Below are 24,406 nucleotides of genomic sequence, written 5' to 3'. Positions count from 1 at the left end.
CATCGGGTCCCCTACCGGGACACCCTTCTGAAAGTAAGAGCGGATGCATCAATCACCTTGGAAACTGGCGCTGGGGACAGCGTTGTCAGCGGGGCTTATCGCAGCACCCCTGGCAGCACTTCCGGCAGCAGCCGATGATACAGTCGCGGTGGTCTCAGCCGCGGCTGGAACCTCACCCGTTGTCATCAACGAGGCCTACCTGAGTGGCGGCAGCTCCGGCGCCGCCTTCAGGAACAAGTTCGTGGAGCTCTACAACACCTCGGACGCTCCGGTGTCCCTGGACGGCTGGTCCCTGCAGTACCGTTCCGCCACTGGCACAGGCGTGCCCACGGGCGTCGCCGCCCTCTCCGGCTCCATCCCGGCAAAGGGCCACTACCTGGTGCAGGGCGGAAGCAACGGCACCAACGGCGCCGCTTTGCCCGCGCCTGACCTGGTAACTTCCCTCAACCCGAGCGGCACAACCGGCACCATCGTCCTCGCCAGGCAGGCCGCCGCCGTCGCGCTTTCCACGGGTTCTCAGGTGGAACCCGCGGGCGTTGCCGACCTCCTCGGCTACGGCTCATCCAACACCTACGAAACGCAGCTTGCGCCAGCACCGTCCGGAAACTCTGACGTCAAAAGCCTGAACCGCACGAACGCGGTGGACACCAACAACAACGCCGCAGACTTCACGCTCAGCGCTACCATCACCCCAACGCCCTCCGGCGGAACCGCCCCGGAACCCGTGCCCACGCCGGACCCGGTGGGCAAGACCATCGCAGAGATCCAGGGCACCGGCTCCGTAAGCCCGCTGGCCGGCGCTACGGTAACCACCACCGGCAAGGTCACCGCCGTCTTTCCCACCGGCGGACTGAACGGCTACTACGTGCAGACCGCCGGTACCGGCGGAGACCTCACGGCCACCGACCCTGCGGCGTCGGACGGCATCTTCGTCTACTCCCCCGCCACTGTCGCCTCTGTCCAAATCGGCGACTTTGTCCAGCTCACCGGAGTCGTGGCCGAGTACTACGGCATGACGCAGCTCAACGTTGGAGCCGCTTGCGGGCTGACCAAACTGGCCGAGGCTGCTCCCGAAGTCAAGCCGACGGCCTTTACGCTGCCAGCCAACGAAACGTTCCGGGAATCCCTGGAAGGGATGCTCCTGGCACCGCAGGGCCCCCTGACCGTCACGGACAACTACAGCCTCAACCAGTACGGTGAAATTGGCCTGGCCGGCGGCACCACGCCCCTGGTCCAGCCCACTGCGGTGGCGCCGTTCGGCACTGCCGGGCATGCCGCCGCCGTGCAGGACAATGTGAACCGCGGAATCAAGCTCGACGACGGTTCCAGCACCAACTTCCTGGGCAGCGACGCCAACAAGGCCCTGCCCCTGCCGTACCTGACCGCCACGGACCCGGTCCGTGTGGGATCACCGGCAACGTTCACCACCAACGTGGTCCTGGGCTATGCCAACAACGCCTGGAAGTTCCAGCCGCTCACCCACCTGACACCCGCCAACGCGGCCACCGTCCAGCCTGCCGCTTTCGGCGGAACCCGCACGGAGGCTCCGGCCGCCGTGGGTGGCAACCTGAAGATTGCTTCCTTCAACGTCCTCAACTACTTCCCCACCACCGGTGACCAGCTTTCCGGCTGCACCTACTACGAGGACCGTGCGGGCAACCCGGTCACGGTGCGCGGCGGCTGTGACGCGCGCGGTGCCGCCAATGCCGAGAACTTTCAGCGGCAGCAGGCCAAGATCGTTGCCGCCATCACCAAGGCGGGCGCCGACGTTGTCACGCTGATGGAGATTGAAAACTCCGCGCAGTTCGGCAAGAACCGCGACGACGCCCTGGCCAAGCTGGTGGATGCCCTTAACGTGGCGACGCCGGGAGTCTGGGACTATGTCCGCTCGCCCGCCAACGCGCCCCCGCTGGCCGACGAGGACATGATCCGCACCGCCTTCATTTACAAGAAGGGCGTGGCCGAGCCCGTGGGCGAGTCCATCATCCATAACGACACCACCACGTTCGCCACAGCCCGCAAGCCGCTGGCCCAGGTGTTCAAGCCCGTCGGCGGCGGTGCCGGGACCGAATTCATCGCGATCGCCAACCACTTCAAGTCCAAGGGATCGGCGGCAACACCGGAGGACACGGACCAGGGCCAGGGCGCCTCCAACCTCGCACGTACCGCGCAGGCCAGGTCGTTGCTGGAATTTGCCGCCCGGCTGCAGGAGGAAAAAGGCACCGACAAGGTATTCCTCATCGGTGACTTCAACGCCTACGCCAAGGAAGACCCCATCAATGTCCTGACCGCCGCCGGGTACGTCAACCAGGACGGGAAGGCGCGCAACCCGGACGGCTCGGCAAAGCACTCCTACCTGTTCGGCGGAATGGTCGGCTCGCTCGATCACATCCTGGCTTCGCCGGCAGCGGATGCCGCGGTGACGGGCGCCGACATCTGGAACATCAACTCAGTGGAATCCGTGGCACTGGAGTACAGCCGCTACAACTACAACGCCACCAACTACTACGCACCGGACCAGTTCCGCGCCAGCGACCACGATCCTGTGGTGGTGGGCATGGACCTGTCCACAGCACCTGCCACCGCCGACCTCAACTTCCTGGGAATCAACGATTTCCACGGCAGGATCGACGCCAACACGGTCCAGTTCGCCGGGACGATCGAGCAGCTGCGCGCTGCCGCGGCTCCGGGCGCAACGGCCTTCCTCTCCGCGGGTGACAACATCGGCGCCTCACTGTTCGCCTCCGCCGTTGCCAAGGACCAGCCCACCATCGGCGTGCTAAACGCCCTGGAGCTCCAGGCGTCCGCCGTGGGCAACCACGAGTTCGACGGCGGATGGGCAGACCTGCGCGACCGGGTCACTGCCGGCGGAGCCAACGCGCAGTTCCCCTACCTGGGAGCCAACGTGTACCGGAAGGGCACCACCGAGCCGCTACTTCCCGAGTACACGGTCCTGGATATGAACGGCATCAAGGTGGCGGTGATCGGCACCGTCACCCAGGAGGTCCCCTCCCTGGTGACCCCGGCCGGCATCGCCGACCTCGAGTTCGGCGATCCGGTGGACGCCATCAACCGGGCCGCGGCGAAGATCACCGCGGAGAACCTCGCCGACGTCACCATCGTGGTGAACCACGACGGCGCCGGCTCGGGAGTGGTGGAAGGCGCCACTTTGGAAGAAGAAGTGGCAGCCGGCGGCCCCTTCGCCAGGCTGGTCACCGAAACCTCCGCCGATGTTGACGCCATCTTCACCGGCCACACCCACAAGGAATACGCCTGGGACGCGCCGGTGCCGGGCGTCGAAGGCAAGACCCGTCCGATCGTCCAGACGGGCAACTACGGCGAGAATGTGGGCCAGATCCAGTTGACGGTGGACACCGCCACCAGCCAGGTGAGCGCGTACAAGGCCGGCAACATCAAGCGCACTACCGCTCCTGCAGCGGACCTGGTTGCGGCCTACCCCCGTGTTGCCGCCGTCGACGCCATCGTGAAGAAGGCGCTGGCCGACGCCGCGGTGATCGGCAACCAGCCGGTGGGCTCCGTAACGGCGGACATCACCACCGCGTTCACCACGGATTCCGCAGGCACCCCCAAGCGCGACGACCGCGGCAGCGAATCCACCCTGGGCAACCTGGTGGCCGACTCGCTATTGGCGTCGCTGCAGCCGGCAGAACTGGGCGGCGCGGAAATCGGCGTGGTCAACGCAGGCGGACTGCGGAACGAGCTGTACTACGCCCCGGACGGCACCATCACCTACGCCGAGGCCAACGCGGTGCTGCCGTTCGTGAACAACCTCTGGACCACCTCCCTTACCGGAGCGCAGTTCAAGACGCTGCTGGAGCAGCAGTGGCAGACCAACCCGGACGGCACGGTGCCCAGCCGCGCGTACATCCAACTGGGCTTGTCGAAGAACGTGAACTACACCTACAACGCCGCCCGCGCCGCCGGTGACCGCATAACCTCTGTATGGGTGAACGGTGAGCCGCTGGATCCGGCCAAGTCCTACCGGGTGGGCACGTTCAGCTTCCTGGCCACTGGCGGGGACAACTTCCGGATCTTCACCGAGGGCACCAACACCCGGGACTCCGGGCTGGTGGACCGGGATGCGTGGATCAGCTTCCTGCAGGACAGCAGCCCCGTCTCACCGGATTTCGCCCGGCGTTCCGTGGCGGTCACCAATACCACCGCCGTCGGGGTCAAGCCCGGTGAGCCGGTAACCCTCGCTGTCTCAAAGCTGGACCTCACGTCCCTGGGCAGCCCGGTCAACACGGCGCTCACGGCTGTGTTCACGGATGCTGCCGGCACCGCCACGGAGCTGGGTACCGTTCCGGCAGCCGGCGGGGCAGCCAGCGTGAACCTTGCTGTCCCGGCGGGTGCCGCAGCCGGCACGGGCACGCTGGTGCTTACCGCCGTCGAATCCGGCACCACTGTCAGGGTTGCTGTCCAGGTAACGGCAGCCACTCCGGAGCCGCCCGCCTGCGTGCAGCCCGCCAAACCCGGACGCGCCGCGGAAGTCAAGGGCCAGGGCAACTACGGCCAGGCCATGGCCGCCTACCGTGCCTGCCTGAAGGCGAACAGGTAGACCAGAAACACAAAGAGGTGCCCCTCCCGGCTGTCCGGCCAGAAGGGGCACCTTCTTTATGTGCGTCAGGAGGCGAGGATGGCCGCAGCTATTTCGTCAGCGTCGCGGAGCGTGCGCTGCCCGCTCCGGTACACCGGCCCCTTGCGCGGAACGGCCTCGGCGGCGATCGCAGTCCCCCACTGAGCAGACGAGAGCTGCAGCCCCAACACGTAGAACCCCTTGGTGACAGCCCCGTTGGCGGCCACGGGCCGGTACGGATGCGGCACTACGTCCAGGCCGGTGGATTGCACCGGGGCTCCCTCCGCCGTCATCATGAGTTTCGGCCGTACTGCGCCGTCCGCCAGCAACTGCCCAAGGAGCGGCGAATCGTTGGCCGAAACCCGGTTTCCGGGCGCCAGGGCTTCCACCATGGTGGCTGCGGTAGCGGGGGGACCCTCGACCCACGGCGAGGCCGCCGTGAACATCCGGTTCCGGCGGTCAACACCGAACTTCGGATCCGGGCCCACGAAGCTGACAACTCCGGCCCTCGCCAGCGCGGCCAGCTGCTCCGCACGCAATGCCGGCGGCCCGCTGGCGAGGCCCTCCACGAACGACTCGAACCAGCCACGCAGCCCGGCGACCCACGACTCGTCGGTGATGCCGCCGTCGGCCACTGCGGTTTTGAGCACGGCCCGCCCGTGGTGGAGTGCGCCAATGGCCATCTTGAGAGGGTCGTCCTCGCCCAGGGCGGACCGCCGCGCGTCATCCAGCAGGTGCTCCACCACGGCGGCGTCGTGCTCCGCCCGTGAGGCGAAGGACCTGCCGGCCAGCGGGGTGGCGAGCCCGGCAAGGTCCAGCCGGTGGCGCGGACCAACGTGGATGGCCAGCACACTTTCCACACTGTCCTCCCAGTTGCCAGCACTGTGGGTATGCGGGTGCAGGGCTTCCTCGAGCGCCGCAAGGAAGGCCGCCCGGTCCGGCACGGCAGCTGGCTGCGAGCGCACAAGGGTGGAGTAGTAGGCCCAGAGGGTGTCGCGCTGCAGCAGGGGCCACAGGTCGTGGTCGAAGCCCGGCTTGATCCCGGCTTTGCGGAACCGGTCCAGCGCGTCCTCCGTCAGGTACCGGAGGCTGATTGACGCCGGGTAGTAGCCTTCCGTCGACGCCTTCGCCCGGTACGGGGTGCCCCGCCGGGACGCCGCGATGATCAAAGGCTCCTGGCCGGACGGTTCGTACTCCAACCGCCCGCCGTTCGGGACGAACTTCCCGCCGCGGCCCTCGGTGAGCGCAACCATGGTGTCGAAGAAATTCAGCCCCATGCCGCGGACCAGCACCGGTTCGCCCGCCGGAATCCGGGACCAGTCGACGTCCGCGGGAACCGCCGGCGGCAGGTACAGCAGGCCAAGCTGCTTCGCCGCGGCCTGCAGTTCCCGCTGTTCGGAATTCAGCCGCGACGGAATGTGTCCCAGCGCCAGGACCACGGACCCGGTGCGGAGCAACCCCCCGGTTGCCAGGCCGACGTCGTACAAGCCGTCTCCTGCCGGGCGTACGGACACAGCGGACGTTTCGTGGAAGTCGATCGTGACGCCGTCGGGCGCCTTGGCCAGCACCTCCTCCAGGGTGGAGCGCAGGTACCTGCCGTAGAGGGCCCGGCTGGGGAAGTCGTTGGGTCCTAGGACGGCGAGCTCCGCGCGCTCATCTTCGCTGAGGGAGGGCAGCGGGTGGTGCAGCTGCCGGTCCCGCCACTGGTCAAAGGAGGTGCCGGCCAGCGGCGGCGGCAGGGAGGGGTCCTCCGGAACCAGCGTGGGGTAGAACGACTGGGTGTTCATCAGGTACAGCCGCGACTGCCCGGGCTGCCAGACGTGCCCCGGGCCGGCCGGATAAGGATCAACGACGTCGATGTGGAGCCGGAGGGCGCGGCCGGCGGAAGCGTTGCGGGCAGCGGCGTGGGCGAGCAGCCGTTCCAGCACGCTGGTGCCGCGGGGACCGGCCCCGATGATGGCGGTCCGGATGCTCTGCGTATTTTCCACGGCATCCAGAGTACGGGCTGATCACGTGACTTGCCCGCCGGCACCGATGTTGTTTGGATGGGCGGATGACCACCACTGCAGCTGATTCAGGACGCGCTCCTGCCGCTATCGCGCCCGAGCCCACCGATGAGAATGTTTGGCTTGAGGACATCTACGGCGAAGAGCAGCTCGCCTGGGTGAAAGAGCAGAACGCCCGTACCGAGAGCCTGCTGGAGGACGCCGCCTACGCGGAACTCGAGGGCAGCATCCTGGAGGTGCTCGACTCCACGGACAGGATTCCGATGGTGGGAAAACGAGGGGATTGGTACTACAACTTCTGGAAGGACCAGCAAAACCCCAAGGGCCTGTGGCGCCGCACCACGTGGGAGAGCTACTGCACTGACTCCCCTGAGTGGGAGGTCCTGCTCGACGTGGACGCGCTGGCCGCCGCCGAAGGTGAGGAGTGGGTGTTCCACGGCGCCACGTTCCTCCGCCCGCCTGCCGGCGAACCGTACCGGCTGGCCCTGCTGGCGCTCTCCCCCGACGGCGGTGACGCCAACCGGTACCGGGAATACGACGTTGAGGCCCGGGCCTTCGTTGACCCTGCGGGTGGGGGTTTCGACCTGCCGACGGCAAAGGGCAATGTGTCGTGGCTGGATGCGGACACGCTGCTGGTAGCTTCCACCGCGGACGGGCTGCCTAGGACGGCCTCCTCCTATGCGCGGACCGCGGTCACCCTGAAGCGCGGTGAAAGCCTCATCGCCGCTCCCCGGCTGTTCGAGGTCCCCGAGGACCACATGATGGCGGTGGTTGCCCACGATTCCACTCCGGGCTTCGAGCGCACCTTTGCCGTGGACTACATCGATTTCTTCAACCGGACCAACCTGGTGCTGCGGGACGGCTCCTGGGTGGCTATTGACGTCCCCACCGACGTCAACGTCAGCGCGCACCGTGAGTGGCTGTTGTTCCGTCCGCAGCAGGACTGGGTGCTGGACGGCACCACCTACCCGGCCGGCTCGCTGCTGGCCGCGGGCTTCGAGGACTACCTTTCCGGCGGCCGGGACCTCGCGGTCCTGTTCACGCCGGACGCCCGCACCTCCCTGCAGTCCTGGAGCTGGACGCGGAACTTCCTGCTCCTGAACCTCCTCAAGGACGTCTCGTCAGAGATCCGGGTCCTGGACCCGTCCCGGTCCGCGGAAGGTCCGGACGGCGCCTGGGCGTCGACTCCCCTGGACGCGTGCCCGCCCCTGCACGACGTCAACGCGTACGCGGTGGACGATGAGGACGAGTCAGCAGCCGACGGCGGTGCAGGCAACGACTTCTGGCTGGTCGCCACGGGCTTCACCACGCCGAGCACCCTGATGCGGGGAACGCTGGAACCCAACCATAACGACGGCGCGGTCCCCGGCGTGGGGAGCCGGCATGCGGTGGTGAAGGCCTCGCCGTCGTTCTTTGCCGACAGCGACTATGAGGTGCAGCAGCATTTCGCCACCTCCGACGACGGCACGCGCGTCCCGTACTTCCAGGTGGCCGCCCGGAACCTGCCCCTGGACGGGCAAAACCCCACCCAGCTGTCCGGCTACGGCGGCTTCGAAATTTCCCGCACTCCCGCCTACAGCGGCACCGTGGGCAGGGCGTGGCTGGAACGCCGGACCGCCGGCATCCCCGGCAATGACGGTGGGGGCACGCACTCCCGCGGCGGTGTCTACGTGGTGGCGAACATCCGCGGCGGCGGTGAGTACGGGCCGTCCTGGCACCGGGCCGCGCTGAAGGAAAACCGGCACAAGGCGTACCAGGACTTCGCCGCCGTGGCCCGGGACCTCATCAACCGCGGAGTCACCTCGCGGGAGCGGCTGGGCTGTGTGGGCGGGTCCAACGGCGGCCTGCTGGTGGGCAACATGCTGACGCAGTACCCGGAGCTTTTCGGCGCCGTCTCCTGCGGCGTTCCGCTCCTGGACATGCGCCGGTACACCAAGCTGTCCGCCGGCCACTCCTGGATTGCCGAGTACGGCGACCCGGACGTGCCCGAGCAGTGGGAGTACATCCGGACCTTCTCCCCGTACCACCTGCTTCGGGACGGCGTGGATTACCCCAACACCTTCATTTGGACGGCCACCTCGGACGACAGGGTGGGACCCGTTCAGGCCCGCAAGATGGCCGCGCGCATGCTGGCAATGGGCATCCGCAATGTCTGGTTCCATGAGGCATTGGAGGGCGGCCACGCCGGTGCCTCGGACAACCGGCAGGCCGCAGCGCTGCAGGCCCGCAGCCAGCATTTCCTGTGGAAGGCACTGGCGGACGGGAACTTGTGATGCCGGAACTATCGGTGCGGCGCGCGGCTGCAACCGATGCGGAACGGCTCGGCGCCCAGGACGTTCTTGCCGCGTGGGAGAACCCTCGTAAGATCCGCATGGTCCGCCCGGCGCAGCATACTTCCTGATCGGTGCCCGGCATCTGGCGCGCCTCAGGAACGGATCGTGCCGTTTTGCACAGAATGCCCGGATCTGCGTATCCTTGGTGGGCTAGGAATAGCAACTGGAGACGTGCCAGAGCGGCCGAATGGACTTCACTGCTAATGAAGGGTCGGGGTTAAACTCGACCGGGGGTTCAAATCCCCCCGTCTCCGCGTTTGGCCCCGGTTTTCGGACCGGGGCCTTTTGCGTATCCGGGTGCGCGGCTCCCCTGCACTAAACCTGTCCGGGTAACGGACGCCACCCTGCCGCCGCGTTGCTGCGGTGGCACGATATTCGAATGGCACCAAGCACCCCCGCCGGCAGTACGGAAAGCACCACGCAGGTGTGGAACCCGCGCCTTGCCCTGCTGGTCGCGGCAACGTTTTTCATGGAATTCCTGGACGGGACCGTCCTCACCACCGCCATCCCCAGTATTTCCGGGGATTTTGGCGTCCCGGCCGCCGACGTCAACATCACCATGACGGCGTACCTGCTGACCGTGGCCGTCGGCATCCCCATCAGCGGCTGGCTCGCCGAACGCTTTGGGGCAAGGCGCGTCTTTTGCCTTGCCATCGCCGTCTTCACAGCCGCGTCACTGGCCTGCTCGCTCAGCCAGGACCTCACCATGCTGACCCTGAGCCGCATCGCCCAAGGCACGGGAGGCGCCATGATGGTCCCGGTGGGAACCTTGGTAGTGTTGCGCGGAACACCCAAATCCGAACTGCTCCGGGCCACCGCCTTCCTCGTGTGGCCGGGACTCCTGGCTCCGGTCCTCGCTCCACTGGTGGGCGGTGCGCTGACCACATACCTATCCTGGCGCTGGATCTTCCTGATCAACCTGCCCCTCGGTGCGGCCGCCTTCCTGGCAGCTTTGCGGCTGGTGCCGTACTCGCCGGGTGAACGGAGCCGCCGCTTGGACTGGCCGGGGCTGTTCCTCACCACGGTCGGCGTCGGTGCCCTGGTGGTTGGCCTGGAACTGGCCAGCGCTCATCCGGACACGCTATGGGCGGGAATCAGCGCGGCATCGGGTGCTGCTGCCCTGGCGTTCGCGGTGTTGTGGATGCGCCGTGCCAGGAATCCGTTGTTCGATCTTGATGTCTTCAGCGCCCGCACGTTCCGGGCCATGGCAATGGGCGGGTTCGTTTACCGGCTGACCATCAGCTCCGTGCCGTTCCTGCTGCCCCTGATGTTCCAGGCGGGCTTTGGCTGGTCCCCCATCCAAGCCGGCATCATGGTGGCTGCCGTGTTCATCGGAAACATCGGCATCAAGCCGGCCACCACACCGCTGATCCGGCGCTTTGGCTTCAAGGCAATGCTGGTATTTGCGTCCCTTGCCTCCGCTGCCACTTTTGCCGGCTGCGCTCTCCTGACCCCCGAAACACCCCAGGCGTTGACGTTCGCCCTCCTCGTCTGCAGCGGCGCCTTCCGCTCCATCGGATTCTCGGCCTACGCCTCGGTGCAGTACGCGGACATCGCACCGGGGCAGCTCACATCAGCAAACACCGTCTCTGCCACGCTCGTGCAGCTGGGCACGGGCACGGGAATCGCCGTCGGAGCCCTGCTGATCCGGCTCTTCAACGGGTGGACTGCTTTTCCAAGCGATGCTGCCGGTCCCTTCCGGGGCGCGTTCCTTGCCATGGCCGCGCTGATGCTGGCCGCCACACTGGACAGCCTCCTCCTTCCGCGGGACGCAGGTGCGGAAGTCAGCCGGCGTGGGCAAGAACGAGGGGAAGAACGGCACCAGCCCCGGCCTGCCGAAGGGCGCGGCCCGCGACCGTGAGCGTCCACCGGCTGTCCGCCAGGTCGTCGATGAGCATCACGCTTTGCCCTTGGGCTGAAGCCAGTGCCGCTTCCAGTTCGGGGCCGGCCACGATCCGGTCCCAGACGCCGGCCAGCCGGTAGGCACTGTTGCCGCCGCGGCTCCCCGTGGGCCCCCCATGCGCAAGATGCAGCTCGCCGAGGTAGGGGATGCGGCCGATCTCCGAGATGCCCCTGGCCAGTGAGCCCACCAGCTGAGGTTTGCTCCGGGACGGGACACTCACGATGGCGGCCGGCCTTCCCGCGCCGCTCCAGCCCGCAGCACGTGAATCGCCGGCACCCCACTCACGGAGCACCTGGACGCACGCCTGCAGCATTCCCGGGTCCACGGGCCGGTCCCCGGCGCCGGCGGCAAAGAGTTCCCGCAAAGCACCGCCCCAGCCCAGGTCCGTCAGCCTGGCCAGAATCCTGCCCTCCGCGAGGCCTTCACCGGGCTTCAGCTTGCCCTTGACCGGAACGCCCAGGCGGTTCATGCCGCTGGGCCACTGCAGGCGCGGTTCAAGGATGCCGCCGGCCCGGCTAAGCGTCTGGCCGGCGGCTGCCGTGGCATCCTCCGCCACGTCCACCGGAAACCAGCGTCCGGCGCAGTTGTCGCACCGTCCGCAGGCGTGCGCGGTCTCATCGTCCAGGACCGAGGTGATGTACTCCATCCGGCACCCTGCCGTGTCCTGGTAGATGACCATGGAATCCTGCTCGTCCACCCGGGCCTGGGCGATCCGCTGGTACCGTTCGGCATCGTAGATCCACGGCTGCCCGGTGGACCGCCAGCCGCCGCCCACACGCTCCACGGCGCCGTCCACGGAAAGGACCTTGAGCAGCAGTTCGAGCGGGGTCCGGCGGAGGTCCACACGCGCTTCCAGGGCGACGGTGGAGAGGGCCGTGCCGGCCTCTTCCAGTGCGGTGAGAACGGCGGCTGCCTTTTCCTCGGAGGGCATGGACGCAGTGGCGAAGTACTGCCAGATTTCCCGGTCCTCGGAGCCGGGAAGGAGCAGGACATCCGCGTTGGCGGCGCCGCGGCCCGCGCGCCCCACCTGCTGATAGTAGGCCACGGGTGACGAGGGCGCGCCCAGGTGGACCACGAAGCCGAGGTCCGGTTTGTCGAACCCCATGCCCAGTGCCGAGGTGGCCACCAGCGCCTTCACCTGGTTGTCCTTCAGCAGTTGCTCCGCGCGTTCCCTGTCCGCAGGATCGGTCCGGCCGGTGTAGGACAGTACCTGGTGTCCGGCTTCGGACAGGAGCCGGGCGGTGTCTTCCGCGGCCGACACAGTGAGGGTGTAGATGATGCCGCTCCCCGGAAGGTCGGCCAGATGTGTCAGCAGCCAGCCCAGGCGCTGCCTGGAGTCCGGAAGGGACAGCACCCCCAGCCGGAGCGAATCCCGGCCCAGGGCGCCGCGGATGGTGAGGACGCCGGCCCCCAGCTGTTCCTCGATATCGTGCACCACCCGGGAGTTCGCCGTGGCAGTGGTGGCAAGCACGGGGACCGCTTCAGGCAGCCGGGTGATGAGGTCAGCGATCCTGCGGTAGTCAGGCCGGAAGTCGTGCCCCCAGTCGGAGATGCAGTGCGCTTCGTCGATGACCAGCAGTCCGGTCCGCCGGATCAGTTCGGGCAGCTGGTTCTCCCGGAACGAAGGGTTGGTAAGCCTTTCGGGAGACACCAGCAGCACGTCCACCTCGTCCGCAGCCAGCTGTTCGCGGACGGTGTCCCACTCCAGCTGGTTGGCGGAATTGATGGCCACCGCTCGGACGCCGGCCCGCGCAGCGGCAGCCACCTGGTCCCGCATGAGGGCAAGCAGGGGCGAGACAATCAGCGTTGGACCGGCGCCCCGCCGGCGCAGGAGCAGGGACGCGACAAAGTACACGGCCGATTTTCCCCAGCCGGTGCGCTGGACCACCAAGGTCCGTCGCCCGCCGTCGACCAGTGCCTCGATGGCTTCAAACTGCCCCTCGTGGAAATCCGCCCCGGGATGTCCCACCAGTTCGCGGAGAACATCCAGTGCCTGGCGGTGTGTGGCTGAACCGGTACCGGAAGCCGCGGACGCCGTGCCGGGTGAAGGAGGTGCGTCGGTCAGGCTGGCTGCATGCTGGTTATCGACCATTGGTTCAGTATCCCAGCCGCCTCCGACAGCGGGCATCCTCCGGTCCCATATGTGGAAACTCCCCGGATCCACGGCGTTTCCCACATGTCGCTGGACGCCGCCACACCGGAGTACCGGCTTGCCCGTAAGATAAAGCCCGTGACTAGCGAACAGACAACGACTTTTGATCTCTCGGCATCCTTCAAGGCGTACGATGTCCGCGGCATTGTGGGCGAATCCATTACCGCCGAAATCGTCGAAGCCGTGGGGGCAGCGTTCGTGGATGTCCTGCAGCTCGAAGGCGAAACCATCCTGGTGGGCGGGGACATGCGTCCGTCCTCCCCCGAATTCAGCAAGGCCTTCGCCAACGGCGCATCAGCCCGCGGCGCAAATGTCGAGCTGCTGGACCTGATTTCAACTGACGAACTGTACTTCGCGTGCGGCTTTTTGAACCGCGCCGGCGCCACTTTCACGGCCAGTCACAACCCGGCCGGCTACAACGGCATCAAGATGTCCAAGGCCGGCGCCGTCCCCATCTCCTCCGAGACCGGCCTCAAAGATATCCAGGCCCTCGCCGAGCAGTACCTCAACAGCGGCACCATCCCGGAAGCCGCCAGCCGCGGCCTGATCAGTGTCCGCGATGTACTCAAGGACTACGCGGAGTACCTCCGCAAGCTCGTTGACCTGTCCGGCTCCCGCCCGCTCAAGGTCGTGGTGGACGCCGGCAACGGCATGGCCGGCCTCACCACACCCGCGGTCCTGGGCGACGCACTGCTGCCCAAGCTTCCGTTCGACATCATCCCTCTGTACTTCGAACTGGATGGTTCCTTCCCCAACCACCCCGCCAACCCGCTTGAACCTGAAAACCTCCGCGACCTGCAGGCTGCGGTGATCAAGCACGGCGCGGACATCGGACTGGCTTTCGACGGCGACGCCGACCGCTGCTTTGTTGTTGATGAAAAGGGCGAGCCCGTGTCGCCGTCGGCCATCACGGGCATGGTGGCGCGCCGCGAAATCGCCCGCGCAAAGGCCCAGGGCGAAACCACCCCCACGATCATCCACAACCTTCTCTGCTCGCGCGCCGTCGCCGAGCTGGTAGAGCACGACGGCGGCCGGGCAGTCCGCACGCGCGTCGGCCACTCCTTCATCAAGGCAGTCATGGCCAAGGAGGGGGCGGTGTTCGGCGGCGAGCACTCGGCCCACTTCTATTTCCGTGACTTCTGGAACGCCGACACCGGCATGCTGGCCGCGATGCACGTCCTGGCTGCCCTGGGCGAGCAAGACGGCCCGTTGTCCGGGCTCGCCCGCGAGTACGAGCCCTACGTCAGCTCCGGGGAGATCAATTCCGAGGTGGACGACAAGCCGGCCGCCGTCGAGCGCGTACGGGAAGCCTTTGCCGGCGAGGACATCACCATTGACACCATGGACGGCAGCACGTTCACGGCCAAGGACGGCAGCTACTGGTTCAACCTGCGCCCGTCCAACACCGAGCCGTTCCTCCGCCTTAATGCGGAGGCCACGGACCGCGCCACCATGGAACGGATCCGCGACCGCGTCCTGGCACTGGTCCGGGCCTAGGCTGCCATGGCTGACGCCATCCAGCCTGGTGCTGAGGGACAGTCCGCCTGGCGGGACTCGGTTCCCGAGGCGACGGCAACTGACCTGGAAAACCTCCTGGGAACGGGAATCAGCGCCGCCCAGGAGCAACTCGAGCGCAGCGGCGGCTTCCTGCCGTTCGCGTTGACGGTCCAGAACGACGGTGAGGTTCGTCTTGTCGCCGTGTCTCCCGCCGATGCACCTGAGGGAACGGACGCAGACTTCGATGCCGACGCCATGATCAGGGATCTGCAGGCACTGCTCCGGCAGAACCGTGCGGACTTCCGCGCGGCCGCCGTCGTTTGCGACATCCTGCTGGTGGAAGAGGACTCGGATGCGATCCATGTGGCTGCCGAGCACCGGGACGGTTCAGTGTTCGCAGTCGTCCTGCCTTACGCGGCCAACACCGCGGGCAGGACCTTTGAGTTCGGCGAATTGGGAGCCGACACGAACGCAGCCACTATCTGGGTGGACTAGACCGCATCCGGCTTATGAAGATGACGCCCTGCGGGAGCCGGACACCCGGATCGACCCGGCAGAGTGCCTAACCGCCACAGGGTCCCGGACCTAGCTTGCAAGGTCAGGGAGCCCGGTGCGGGCTTGCGAGGTTAGTGATCGGTGGGACGCCGGTGGCCCCGCACCTTTTCACGCAAGGTGCGGGGCCGCCGTCGTACGCCAGCTTGTCAGTCCTCTCAGGAGAGGCGTTCCTTCAGGCCTGCCAGTTCGGACTGAAGCGCCTGCGGTAGGGATCCGCCGAAGTTGGCGAACCATTCCTCGATCGAGGCGAGTTCGGCGGCCCATTCGGCGGGGTCGACCTTGACGGCCTCCTCGACCTGCGCCGGGGTCATGTCCAGGCCCTCGAGGTCGATGGAGTCACCGGTGGGAACGAAACCGATGGGGGTTTCGATGGCGTCAGCCTTGCCTTCGAGGCGCTCGATGGCCCACTTTAGGACACGCGCGTTGTCACCAAAGCCGGGCCAGGCGAAGCCGCCCTCGGAGTTCCGGCGGAACCAGTTGACCAGGAAAATCCTGGGCAGGCGCTCCGGGTTGGCCTTGGCGGACAGGTTGACCCAGTGGTTCAGGTAATCGCCGGCGTCGTAGCCGATGAACGGCAGCATCGCCATCGGGTCGCGGCGGACCACACCTACGGCACCGGCAGCAGCAGCGGTGGTTTCGGAGGACAGGGTGGAGCCCATGAAGATGCCGTTGGACCAGCTGCGCGCCTCGGTGACCAGCGGAATGGTGGTCTTGCGGCGGCCGCCGAACAGGATGGCGGACAGCTCCACGCCGTCCGGGTTGTGGTACTCCTCTGCCAGCATGTCGATCTGGTCGATGGGGGTGCAGAACCGCGAGTTCGGATGGGCAGCGGGCTTGCCGGATTCCGGCGTCCAGGAGTTGCCCTGCCAGTCGGTCAGGTGGGCAGGCACTTCATCCGTCATGCCCTCCCACCACACGCCGCCGTCATCGGTCAGTGCAACGTTGGTGAAGATGCTGTTGCCCTTGGCAATGGCGCGCATGGCGTTGGGGTTGGTGCCCCAGCCGGTACCGGGTGCAACACCGAAGAGGCCAGCCTCCGGGTTGACGGCGCGGAGCTCGCCTTCCTTGCCGAAACGCATCCAAGTGATGTCGTCACCGAGGGTCTCCACCTTCCAGCCCTTGATGGTGGGATCCAGCAGGGCAAGGTTGGTCTTGCCGCAGGCGGACGGGAAGGCCGCAGCGACGCAGTACGTTTTCTGCTCCGGGGAGGTCAGCTTGAGGATAAGCATGTGCTCGGCCAGCCAGCCCTCGTCCCGCGCCATGACGGAGGCGATGCGCAGGGCGTAGCACTTCTTGCCCAGCAGGGCGTTGCCGCCGTAGCCGGAGCCGAAGGACCAGATGGAGCGCTCTTCGGGGAAGTGGACGATCCACTTGTCCGGGTTGCACGGCCACGGAACGTCTTCCTGGCCGGGCTCCAGCGGCGCACCCACGGAGTGCAGTGCCGGGACGAAGAAGGCATTGGTCTCCGTGATGCGGTTCAGCACATCGGTGCCGATACGGGCCATGATCCGCATCGAGGCAACAACGTAGGCGCTGTCCGTGATCTCGACGCCGAACTTCGGGTCCTCGGCGTCGAGGTGGCCCATCACGAAGGGGATGATGTACATGGTCCGGCCGCGCATGGAACCGGCAAAGAGTCCGCGCAGCTTTTCCTTCATTTCGGCCGGGGCCATCCAGTTGTTGGTGAAGCCGGCATCGCGCTTGTTCTCGGAGCAGATGAAGGTCTGCTCCTCTACCCGGGCCACGTCAGCGGGGTCCGAAAAGGCTGCGAAGGAGTTGGGGAAGAGCTCCTGGTTCAGCCGGGTCAGGGTGCCGGCGGCAACGAGCTCATCGGTGAGGCGGGTGTTTTCCTCCTCGGATCCGTCAACCCAGTAGATGCAGTCCGGCTGCGTGAGCTCAGCAACCTCTTCGACCCATGCCAGCAGGCCGGCATGTGTGGTGGGTGCTTTCTCAAGCAGCGGCTTCTGCGCCAGATCGCCCATTGCAGTTCCCTTCCTCGGGGTTGATCGGTGTGTGCTAAATGCTATGGTCCGGACCACTGCTGATTTTTGGCAGTTTGCTGGCTAAAACGTGCTGATGAAATCGCAATCCGCGGAAATACAAGGAACATTTGCGGAAAAGTCTACGATTAAGTGATAAAGGTCACCTGTACCGGTCTAGTCGCGCAGATTACACAGCTTCCGATTTGGCACTGCGGCCAACCTCGCGTAAAGTAATTCGAGGTTCAGGGAGAGCGGTTCTTCTCCAGGAACACGAGATGCGCCCATAGCTCAGCTGGATAGAGCGTCTGTCTACGGAACAGAAGGTCAGGGGTTCGAATCCCTTTGGGCGCACGGACAAGGTCCGCACCGGTTCGCCGGTGCGGACCTTTTGCGTTAAGCATTGTTACCGCACTTCCCGCTTCCGTCCGCAAGCGTCACTTGGCTGTCGGTGCCCCGGCGTAGGCTTTCCCCATGACGCCGGATGCCGTAAAGCACGAGTTTGACGTAGTGGTGATCGGCGCGGGCGCCGTTGGGGAAAATGTTGCCGGCAGGGTTGTGCAGGGCGGACTGGCGGCGGTGCTGGTGGAAGCGGAACTTGTAGGCGGCGAATGCTCATACTGGGCCTGCATGCCGTCCAAGGCCCTGCTTCGCCCGGGCACCGCATTGCATGGAGCCCAGACCACACCCGGCGCCAAGGAAGCTGTCACGCGGACCCTGGATGCACCGGCAGTGCTGAAGCGCCGGGACTACATGACCTCCAACTGGCAGGATGACAGCCAGGTGCAGTGGGTCAAGGACACGGGAATTGAACTGATCCGCGGGCACGCCCGGCTGACCGCACCGAAAATTGTGGAGGTGGCCGGCCTGGACGGGACAACTCACCGCATCCAAGCCCGGCACGCTGTTGTCCTTGCCACCGGTTCCACACCGAACACTCCCCCAATTGAAGGACTGAAGGACCTTCCGGTGTGGGGCACACGGGAAGCCACGTCCGCGGAGGAGATCCCGGGGCGTCTCGCCGTCCTGGGCGGCGGCGTGGCGGGCACCGAGCTGGCGCAGGCGTTCGCGCGCCTGGGATCAGCCGTAACACTTGTTGCCCGGAGCGGACTGCTGGGCAACTTCCCCGTGGAGGCTGCGCACCTGGTCGCCGCCGGCTTGCGGGCAGACGGCGTGGAACTCCGCCTCAACACCGCCACAGATCGGATCACCGGAAACGAAGACGGCACCTTCAGCCTGTTACTGGGCGACGGCACCACCGTCACCGCCGACAAGGTCCTGGTTTCCACGGGCCGCCGTCCCGCACTGGCAGGCCTGGGCCTGGAAAGCGTCGGATTCGAAGCGGACGGGGAGGGCCGGCTGGCCCTCACTACGGACAGTTCCGGTCTGGTGCAGGGTACAGCGGGCGATGAACCCTGGCTCTATGCCGTGGGGGACGCTGCCGGCCACAACCTTTACACCCACCAGGGCAAGTACGAGGCCAGGGCGGCGGGTGACGCCATCGCTGCCCGGGCTAAGGGTGAACTTGCGGGCAGCCCTGCCGCTTGGAGCCGCTACGCCCACACAGCCAATCAGCATGCAGTTCCCAGCGTTGTGTTCACCGACCCCGAACTTGCCTCGGTTGGCCGCACTTTGGAGGAGGCGCAGAAGGACGGGTACAACGCCTCGTCAGTTGAGCTTCCCATCCAGGTTGCGGGTTCCTCGCTGCATTCGGAGAACTACGAGGGGTGGGCCCAGCTGGTGGTGGACGAGGACCGGAAGGTCCTGCTCGGCGCCACTTTCGCGGGCCCCGACGTTGCGGAACTGCTCCACGCCGCCACCATCGCGGTAGTGGGCGAGGTTCAGCTGGAACGGCTCTGGCATGCGGTGCCGTCCTACCCCACCATCAGCGAAGTCTGGCTCCGGCTGCTGGAGAAATATGGCCTCTAGCTTTTACTTGCACTGACCGGTCAGTTTATTTCGGCTGGAGGCAGCTGCGTTTTCCTGTGAGAGGCCATCCTGCTCTCAGCGCACCAGCTTCATGTCAAAGGCCGCCGCGATCCCCTCCTGCCTCCCGCGTCATTCCGGGTGAACCGTGGGGAACTGCTCCTCGTTACTGGTACGCGCCAGGACCAGCGCACCGCGCTTGCACTCACCGTCAGCGGCAGGATGAAGCCAAGCGGAGGCATGGCCAGCCGGGACAGCCTCCACCGGCCCCGGAAACTCCGGCTCGCGGCGCCCTGGTCGATTCCCCCGGCGTCAACGAGCCGGAGGCGGGACGCGGTTTTGTCCTTGAGGACGGACAGCCCGCTGCTGAGCTGCCCGGCGCCGTCGGTCAAGCTACGCTGCTGACCCTTGTGGTATACCTCGCCCTCGGCCTGAATCCCGTCCACCCGGTCCTGATGTGGCTCTTTATGCTGGCGGCCATGGCGTTCAGCGCCCTTATCCAAGGCATCGTGGCGCTGCTCGCTTCCCCCGGCAAACTGGTGGTTCTGGTCCTGCGGGTGCTCCAGCTGGTGTCCTCCGGCGGCACGTTCCCCTGACAGACCGCTCCGGCAGCCGCTCCATGTGGTGCTTGGGATCCTGCCCATGGGCCATGTGGTCACGGGAACGAGGCATCTGGTGTACGGAGCAGATCTGTCCATGGTTGTCCCCACCGCCATCGGTCTCCTTGGCTGCACGCTGCTGGGAACGGCGCTGTCCACGCTTGCCGTGCGCAGGAACAAGTACTGGACGCTAAAGTCCCTCAAACCGGAGATCGCGGTATGACCTCCGGACCGCCGGGGGCACGGGAGCGCCGTACAGCGGAACCATTGCCGACCCAGGAGCGGCGGCAGCAAAAGTACTGCGACCGGCAAGAACCACCGCTACCCGCCAACAGCTCTTTGACGCCTCCATGGAGCTTATCGGCGAGCGCGGCGCCGCGAACGTCACAGTGGACGAAATTGCCACCGCTGCAGGGGTCTCCAAAGGCACCGTCTATTACAACTTCGGCAGCAAGTCCGAACTCGTGGCACAGCTCCTGCGGCACGGAGTGGACATCCCCAAGGAACGCCTGCTGAGGCCAGGGGCAGGGCCGGCAAAGGACCCGCTGCTGGCCATGGAGGACATGATTGGCCAGGCCATGGACTTCATGGCTCAGTACCCTTCCTTCGCCCGCCTCTGGGTGAGCGAAAACTGGCGCACCCCGAGTGGATGACAGGGAACCTTCACCGTGCTGCGGAGCGAACTGCTCGCGGTCATCGCCCACGCGGTGGAGAACGTGGCCAAGGCCTACCCCGTGGATCAGTCGGTGTCCCGCGGAAGTCTGGAAACCGCCATTTTCGGTGCCTGCTTTTTTGTTGGCCTGGACCGCCAGACGTACAACCCGGAGCGCACCCGTGACCAAAGCGTTGCGGCAATTATGGCAATCATGCGCGGCTACGCGCTCCGGCCGGACGCCCCTCAGGAATGATGGTGGCCATGAGCCATATGGGGAGCAGCGGAAAACTGGCGGTCATCGCCGGCATCGTGGCAGCGGGCCTGTTGGTCCTCACCGGGATGACCCTCGCGATGCCGGTGTTCGTCGCGTTCGCGGGCGTCCTGGCGCTGGCCTGCCTGTCAGCCCTGGCCGAGGTGCTGGTGCGGGGAAGGCGGGCAGTGCTGCTGGCCGCCGGCGCCGGGACGAGTCTCACCCTGGGATGCGCCCTCGCCTTCCTCGGAACCTGGGAGCTCTCCTATGACGGGCAGTCGTCGTTCCTGGGGACGCCCCTGCCCACTGACGACCCCGACCATTACTTCATCGGCGCCGCGGCCTCCGCTGCAGGGACCCTGCTGGTCCTGTTCGCCGGGGCTGCCTGGCCTTCGGGCAAGCCATTGACATCAACGCGCGGACGGGCCGCCGCCAAACAGCGGCCTGCCGCACCCCGGACTGTAACCAAGGCGGCACCTGCCCGGCGGACTTCCGGTTCCCGCGCCCCCTCGCGCCTGCCGGCGGCAGCCAAGCGGCCGTCGTCGTCCGCTGTCACTGCCCGTAAGCCCGCGGCAAAGCCGGGCACGGCTCCGCGCCGCTGACCCGCCATACCGGCATTGGACGGGCATGGCAGCATTGGGCGGGCATGGCAGCTAATGGGCGCGGGGGACCTCGAATCTTGTGATCCTGGCGTCCTGGCCGTCCAGCTCGGCCCAGGGCTTCTCAGTTTCCAGTACGGTGAATGCGCTGGTGGGGAACCGCGTGGCTGCGTCCATGTAGGCGCCATGGTCCGAGTCCCGGGACGCCAGGTGCATGGCAAGATCCTGGACGCCCGGCAGGTGCGCGATGAGCATGAGGGTAGTGACGGTATCGGGAACATGGTTGATGACGGACAGCATCCGGAGCGCGGAGGCGGCGTACAGCCCGTCCTCAAGCTTCGGCGTGGGCGCCTTATCCCCCAGTTCGGAGCAGACCCAGGTACAGGTCTGCCGGGTGCGCAGGGCGCTGGAGCAGAGGATGAAGTCGGGAACGATGTTGTGCTTGAGCAGCCAGCGGCCTGCCAGCGGCGCTTCCTGGTGCCCGCGCTCCTCCAGCGGACGCTCGTGGTCCGCCACTCCGCCCGGCCAGTCGGCCTTGGCATGGCGCATGATCACTAGCCGGCGAAGATGGTGCTCACTCATGGGCCAAGCTTAACGAACGGCGCCCGCCCCTTGGGGCGGGCGCCCGTGCAGGATCAGATCGAGTACTCCGGAGCGGCCCAGACCACTACCTCCGGGTGCTCGTAGAACCGGTAGCCCTGGCCGCGGACGGTGCGGACGGTGTTCGCGAGGCGGCCCAGCTTGGAACGGAGGCGGCGGATGTGGACGTCGATGGTCCGCTCGTTGGGGACTTCCTCGGCGTTCCGCCACAGCCCTTCGAGCAGTTCGTCTCGGCCCACCGTACGGGTTCCGTTTTCCACCAGGTAGTTCAGGAGTTCGAACTCCTTGAACGTCAGGTTGAGTGATTCGCCGTCGAGGTGGACTTCACGCCGGGCAAGGTCGATCAGGACGCCGGACGGACGCGGCTCCTGCGGCTGCTGCGGGCGGGGCGTCTCGGTGCGCTGGCGGGAGTTCACGGTTGGGTCGCCAAAGGTGGAGCGTACGACGTCGAGCGCGGAACCCGGGGTGCCGGCCGGGGCAACGGCGACGGCGGCATAGCTCTCTGCGCCGGTCACGAGGGACTGCGCGTAGGCGCGGATCTCCTGCGCAAGCTTTGCGATGGAGGTGCCTGCAGCTGCCGCGGTTTCCTCGTCAATGCCCATGTAGAGGACAAAGCCCCGGGCAACGTTGTCATTGGCGACAGGGCGCACGGCGTTGGGTCCGGCCACCACGGGCGTGGGCGCCGTTACGGGAGCGGAGTCCGCGGCGGGAACAGCGCGGAGCTGGCCGTAGGAGCTGGGGTTGTATCCCTGCGGCGCATAGCCCTGGGCTGGATAGCTGCTTCCGGAGGACGGCGCAAGCGAAGGACGGGTACCGAAACCGGGGCGCAGGCCGGACGACTGGCCTGCCTTGGCGGCGTTACGGACGGAGATGTGGACGTATCCGGATGCAACAGACATGGAATGCTTACCTCAATGTGAAGGCCGTCATCGCGGCTCGAATGCTGGTTGCCCGCAATGCGAACTGGGGGGCGCCCTACGCTGGGCCGGGGGCGAATGCCTAGGAACTTCGAAGGGTGGGAAGGTTCAGGCGTGCATTCGACAACAGCGCATGTCGGCAGCAGCTGGTGTGCTGGGCCAATATTCTGCGGCTGCAGGTGCTGTTGAGTTCTTGTTCACATTGGAAGTGTGCAGCGTAACAATGGCAACTTGCAAGTAACAATGGACCGAATCGTCCGTATCGTGAGACAGAAAGTGCCATTGTGGCGCAGATCACGATTTTGTCAGTAGCAAAAGAATAACGCTCGTTATCCCGCAACCGTCTTCCGAGACCGTCATTTTCTGAACATTGTTCGGTTGGCCGCCAATCACCTTTACTTTTCTTCAAGGCTGCCAATTTTTCGCTCGTAAGCAGACTGACTAATCCCACTTGTCCACCCGATAGTAAAAACTCGTTAAAAAATTTACCGGCATGCCCGCCTTCAGGTCCACCAGGCTGAGCTTCAGCTTGGAATAGCGGTGCCAAAGTCCGGGCATGGACTGCAGCCCCGGGAGGACGCCAGCGGCCCAGGCTTGTCCATTCTGCAATCACCCCTAAACGGGCACGTGGGCGTGGGTCACGGCAACGTCACGGCGCGGGCCTTCATCCCAACTCTGGGTCTGCCAACGGTCCGCCACCTTCCGCAAGACGACGCGCCGCCCTCGTGATGTCCGTTACCTAAATGTGACTTAACCGGGGCACTCCTGTACCTTCGATTAAGTGCGGTTTACGTTCGGACCGCATATCCGGATGACGCCAAGCTCTGCCACTTCCCGGATTCCGCTTGAACAAAGGCAGAGGCGGGGGACCCACCGTCCCGGGCACTGATTGCCCTTGGGGTTAAGTCAGCACGTGATTTTTTCCGTGTGGCCGGATGCCCTCATCCGAACCCGACAGCTAACTCCGCAGGTGTGAGAGGCGATTCATCATGTTCAAATTCCCGGTTGAACCGCGCCCGAAAAGCGGTTCCAACAGTCATGCCCCGCGTCCTGAAGGCAAGAAGTTCGGCTTCGGCCAGCGCGCCGCAGTCCTTGCAGCCTCCGCTGCGCTGCTTGTAGGCGTCGGCGCTGCAGGCCAGGCCACCGATGCACTGATTCCGGCCGCATCCACGTCCGCTACGGACACGGATGCGCAGATGAGCATCGAGAAGAGCGAGATCCGGTCGAACCCGGCCGAATCCCCCGCTCCGGCTCCCATCAACGTGGTTCCGCAGGCCGCCGAACCCGCCCCGGCAGCTGCGCCCGAACCGGCACCCGCTGCTGAGCCGGCTCCTGCGCCCGCGCCGGCACCCGCCCCGGCCACGGCACCCGAACCGGCCACGGCACCCGAACCGGCTCCGGCACCCGAACCGGCTCCCGCCGTCGCGGTCAACGACCCCGCCGGTGCTCAGGCCTACGCCGCCGGACAGCTCGCTTCCTATGGCTGGGCCCAGGACCAGATGCAGTGCCTGGTAACCCTGTGGGACAAGGAATCAGACTGGACCACCACGGCCACCAACCCCAGCAGCGGCGCGTACGGCATTGTCCAGTCCCTGCCCGCGGAAAAGATGGCGAGTGCCGGTCCGGACTACCTCACCAACTACCGGACCCAGATCAACTGGGGCCTGAACTACATCAAGGAGCGCTACCAGTCTCCGTGCGGCGCGCTGAACTTCCACTACGCCAACAACTGGTACTAAACCTGGCTTGAGCAAGGCACTGTACATCCCCGGCCGCATCAGCGTCCGGGGTGTACTGTACCGCCCACCTGTTGCCGGGCGTGCCGCACATTGCGGAAG

General features: G+C 66.2%; 13 protein-coding genes, 2 tRNA genes, 3 pseudogenes and 1 riboswitch. Of the genes and pseudogenes, 13 read left to right on the top strand and 5 right to left on the bottom strand.

The window, feature by feature from the left end:
- Nucleotides 1–43: 43 nt before the first annotated feature.
- Complete coding sequence (locus ACLH0K_RS03880; RefSeq protein WP_411375537.1) at nucleotides 44–4,579, top strand: ExeM/NucH family extracellular endonuclease; 4,536 nt, start codon at nucleotides 44–46, stop codon at nucleotides 4,577–4,579.
- 65 nt (nucleotides 4,580–4,644) lie between these two features.
- On the opposite strand, the gene ACLH0K_RS03875 is transcribed toward ACLH0K_RS03880, so the two are convergent.
- Nucleotides 4,645–6,585 (bottom strand): FAD/NAD(P)-binding protein, encoded by a 1,941-nt coding sequence (locus ACLH0K_RS03875; RefSeq protein WP_411375536.1) that lies wholly within the window; start codon nucleotides 6,583–6,585, stop codon nucleotides 4,645–4,647.
- Between the two features lie 65 nt (nucleotides 6,586–6,650).
- Here ACLH0K_RS03875 and ACLH0K_RS03870 point away from each other — a divergent pair, with 65 nt between their 5' ends.
- From ACLH0K_RS03870 to ACLH0K_RS03860, 3 genes are all read left to right on the top strand, one after another.
- Nucleotides 6,651–8,876: a prolyl oligopeptidase family serine peptidase gene (locus ACLH0K_RS03870; RefSeq protein ID WP_411375535.1), complete on the top strand. Its 2,226-nt coding sequence runs from the start codon at nucleotides 6,651–6,653 to the stop codon at nucleotides 8,874–8,876.
- A gap of 225 nt (nucleotides 8,877–9,101) precedes the next feature.
- Nucleotides 9,102–9,190 (top strand) — tRNA-Ser (locus ACLH0K_RS03865).
- 125 nt (nucleotides 9,191–9,315) lie between these two features.
- Nucleotides 9,316–10,797, top strand: coding sequence for an MFS transporter (locus ACLH0K_RS03860; RefSeq protein ID WP_411375534.1), 1,482 nt, complete (start codon nucleotides 9,316–9,318; stop codon nucleotides 10,795–10,797).
- Here the strand turns inward: ACLH0K_RS03860 and ACLH0K_RS03855 are convergent.
- Complete coding sequence (locus ACLH0K_RS03855) at nucleotides 10,721–12,931, bottom strand: RecQ family ATP-dependent DNA helicase (RefSeq protein ID WP_411375533.1); 2,211 nt, start codon at nucleotides 12,929–12,931, stop codon at nucleotides 10,721–10,723. The genes ACLH0K_RS03860 and ACLH0K_RS03855 overlap by 77 nt on opposite strands.
- Before the next feature lie 138 nt (nucleotides 12,932–13,069).
- Between ACLH0K_RS03855 and ACLH0K_RS03850 the strand changes: the two genes are divergently transcribed.
- Together ACLH0K_RS03850 and ACLH0K_RS03845 are read left to right on the top strand one after the other, a co-directional pair.
- Complete coding sequence (locus ACLH0K_RS03850; protein WP_411375532.1) at nucleotides 13,070–14,488, top strand: phosphomannomutase/phosphoglucomutase; 1,419 nt, start codon at nucleotides 13,070–13,072, stop codon at nucleotides 14,486–14,488.
- A 6-nt stretch (nucleotides 14,489–14,494) separates the two neighbouring features.
- Entirely contained in the window at nucleotides 14,495–14,983 is a 489-nt protein-coding gene (locus tag ACLH0K_RS03845) for a hypothetical protein (RefSeq protein WP_411375531.1), read from the top strand.
- Nucleotides 14,984–15,198: 215 nt separating this feature from the next.
- On the opposite strand, the gene ACLH0K_RS03840 is transcribed toward ACLH0K_RS03845, so the two are convergent.
- Nucleotides 15,199–17,025, bottom strand: coding sequence for a phosphoenolpyruvate carboxykinase (GTP) (locus ACLH0K_RS03840; protein WP_411375530.1), 1,827 nt, complete (start codon nucleotides 17,023–17,025; stop codon nucleotides 15,199–15,201).
- Nucleotides 17,026–17,302: 277 nt separating this feature from the next.
- On the opposite strand from ACLH0K_RS03840, the gene ACLH0K_RS03835 reads away from it, so the two are divergent.
- The 6 genes and pseudogenes from ACLH0K_RS03835 to ACLH0K_RS03810 all read left to right on the top strand — a co-directional run bounded on the left by ACLH0K_RS03835 (nucleotide 17,303) and on the right by ACLH0K_RS03810 (nucleotide 21,054).
- A tRNA-Arg gene (locus ACLH0K_RS03835) sits at nucleotides 17,303–17,376 on the top strand.
- A 120-nt stretch (nucleotides 17,377–17,496) separates the two neighbouring features.
- Entirely contained in the window at nucleotides 17,497–18,951 is a 1,455-nt protein-coding gene (locus tag ACLH0K_RS03830; protein ID WP_411375529.1) for a dihydrolipoyl dehydrogenase family protein, read from the top strand.
- A 69-nt stretch (nucleotides 18,952–19,020) separates the two neighbouring features.
- Nucleotides 19,021–19,301, top strand: a pseudogene (locus ACLH0K_RS03825) (ABC transporter ATP-binding protein); the annotation flags it as partial.
- 27 nt (nucleotides 19,302–19,328) lie between these two features.
- Nucleotides 19,329–19,770, top strand: a pseudogene (locus ACLH0K_RS03820) (YhgE/Pip family protein); the annotation flags it as partial.
- A 43-nt stretch (nucleotides 19,771–19,813) separates the two neighbouring features.
- Nucleotides 19,814–20,455: pseudogene (locus tag ACLH0K_RS03815) on the top strand (TetR/AcrR family transcriptional regulator).
- Nucleotides 20,456–20,463: 8 nt separating this feature from the next.
- The gene (locus ACLH0K_RS03810) at nucleotides 20,464–21,054 is read left to right on the top strand and encodes a hypothetical protein (protein ID WP_411375528.1); all 591 of its coding nucleotides are present in this window, start codon (nucleotides 20,464–20,466) and stop codon (nucleotides 21,052–21,054) included.
- A gap of 51 nt (nucleotides 21,055–21,105) precedes the next feature.
- Here the strand turns inward: ACLH0K_RS03810 and ACLH0K_RS03805 are convergent, their stop codons facing one another.
- A complete protein-coding gene (locus ACLH0K_RS03805) occupies nucleotides 21,106–21,633 on the bottom strand; it encodes a SixA phosphatase family protein (protein WP_411375527.1) in 528 nt (175 codons plus the stop codon).
- 53 nt (nucleotides 21,634–21,686) lie between these two features.
- Entirely contained in the window at nucleotides 21,687–22,550 is an 864-nt protein-coding gene (locus tag ACLH0K_RS03800) for a winged helix-turn-helix domain-containing protein (RefSeq protein ID WP_411375526.1), read from the bottom strand.
- Between the two features lie 840 nt (nucleotides 22,551–23,390).
- A riboswitch (cyclic di-AMP (ydaO/yuaA leader) is annotated at nucleotides 23,391–23,552 on the top strand.
- Between the two features lie 5 nt (nucleotides 23,553–23,557).
- On the opposite strand from ACLH0K_RS03800, the gene ACLH0K_RS03795 reads away from it, so the two are divergent.
- Nucleotides 23,558–24,307, top strand: coding sequence for a hypothetical protein (locus tag ACLH0K_RS03795; protein WP_411375525.1), 750 nt, complete (start codon nucleotides 23,558–23,560; stop codon nucleotides 24,305–24,307).
- Nucleotides 24,308–24,406 lie beyond the last annotated feature (99 nt).

It is taken from the genome of Arthrobacter sp. MPF02, from assembly GCF_046605375.1.
In the GTDB taxonomy this organism is placed as follows: Bacteria; Actinomycetota; Actinomycetes; order Actinomycetales; family Micrococcaceae; genus Arthrobacter.
This window is presented reverse-complemented; position numbering and strand designations above follow the sequence as displayed.

Coding starts and splice junctions, on each gene's coding strand:
- ACLH0K_RS03880 (WP_411375537.1), top strand. CDS start 44: ATGCATCAATCACCTTGGAAACTGGCGCTGGGGACAGCGTTGTCAGCG.
- ACLH0K_RS03870 (WP_411375535.1), top strand. CDS start 6,651: ATGACCACCACTGCAGCTGATTCAGGACGCGCTCCTGCCGCTATCGCG.
- ACLH0K_RS03860 (WP_411375534.1), top strand. CDS start 9,316: ATGGCACCAAGCACCCCCGCCGGCAGTACGGAAAGCACCACGCAGGTG.
- ACLH0K_RS03855 (WP_411375533.1), bottom strand. CDS start 12,931: ATGGTCGATAACCAGCATGCAGCCAGCCTGACCGACGCACCTCCTTCA.
- ACLH0K_RS03845 (WP_411375531.1), top strand. CDS start 14,495: ATGGCTGACGCCATCCAGCCTGGTGCTGAGGGACAGTCCGCCTGGCGG.
- ACLH0K_RS03840 (WP_411375530.1), bottom strand. CDS start 17,025: ATGGGCGATCTGGCGCAGAAGCCGCTGCTTGAGAAAGCACCCACCACA.
- ACLH0K_RS03830 (WP_411375529.1), top strand. CDS start 17,497: ATGACGCCGGATGCCGTAAAGCACGAGTTTGACGTAGTGGTGATCGGC.
- ACLH0K_RS03810 (WP_411375528.1), top strand. CDS start 20,464: ATGAGCCATATGGGGAGCAGCGGAAAACTGGCGGTCATCGCCGGCATC.
- ACLH0K_RS03805 (WP_411375527.1), bottom strand. CDS start 21,633: ATGAGTGAGCACCATCTTCGCCGGCTAGTGATCATGCGCCATGCCAAG.
- ACLH0K_RS03800 (WP_411375526.1), bottom strand. CDS start 22,550: ATGTCTGTTGCATCCGGATACGTCCACATCTCCGTCCGTAACGCCGCC.
- ACLH0K_RS03795 (WP_411375525.1), top strand. CDS start 23,558: ATGTTCAAATTCCCGGTTGAACCGCGCCCGAAAAGCGGTTCCAACAGT.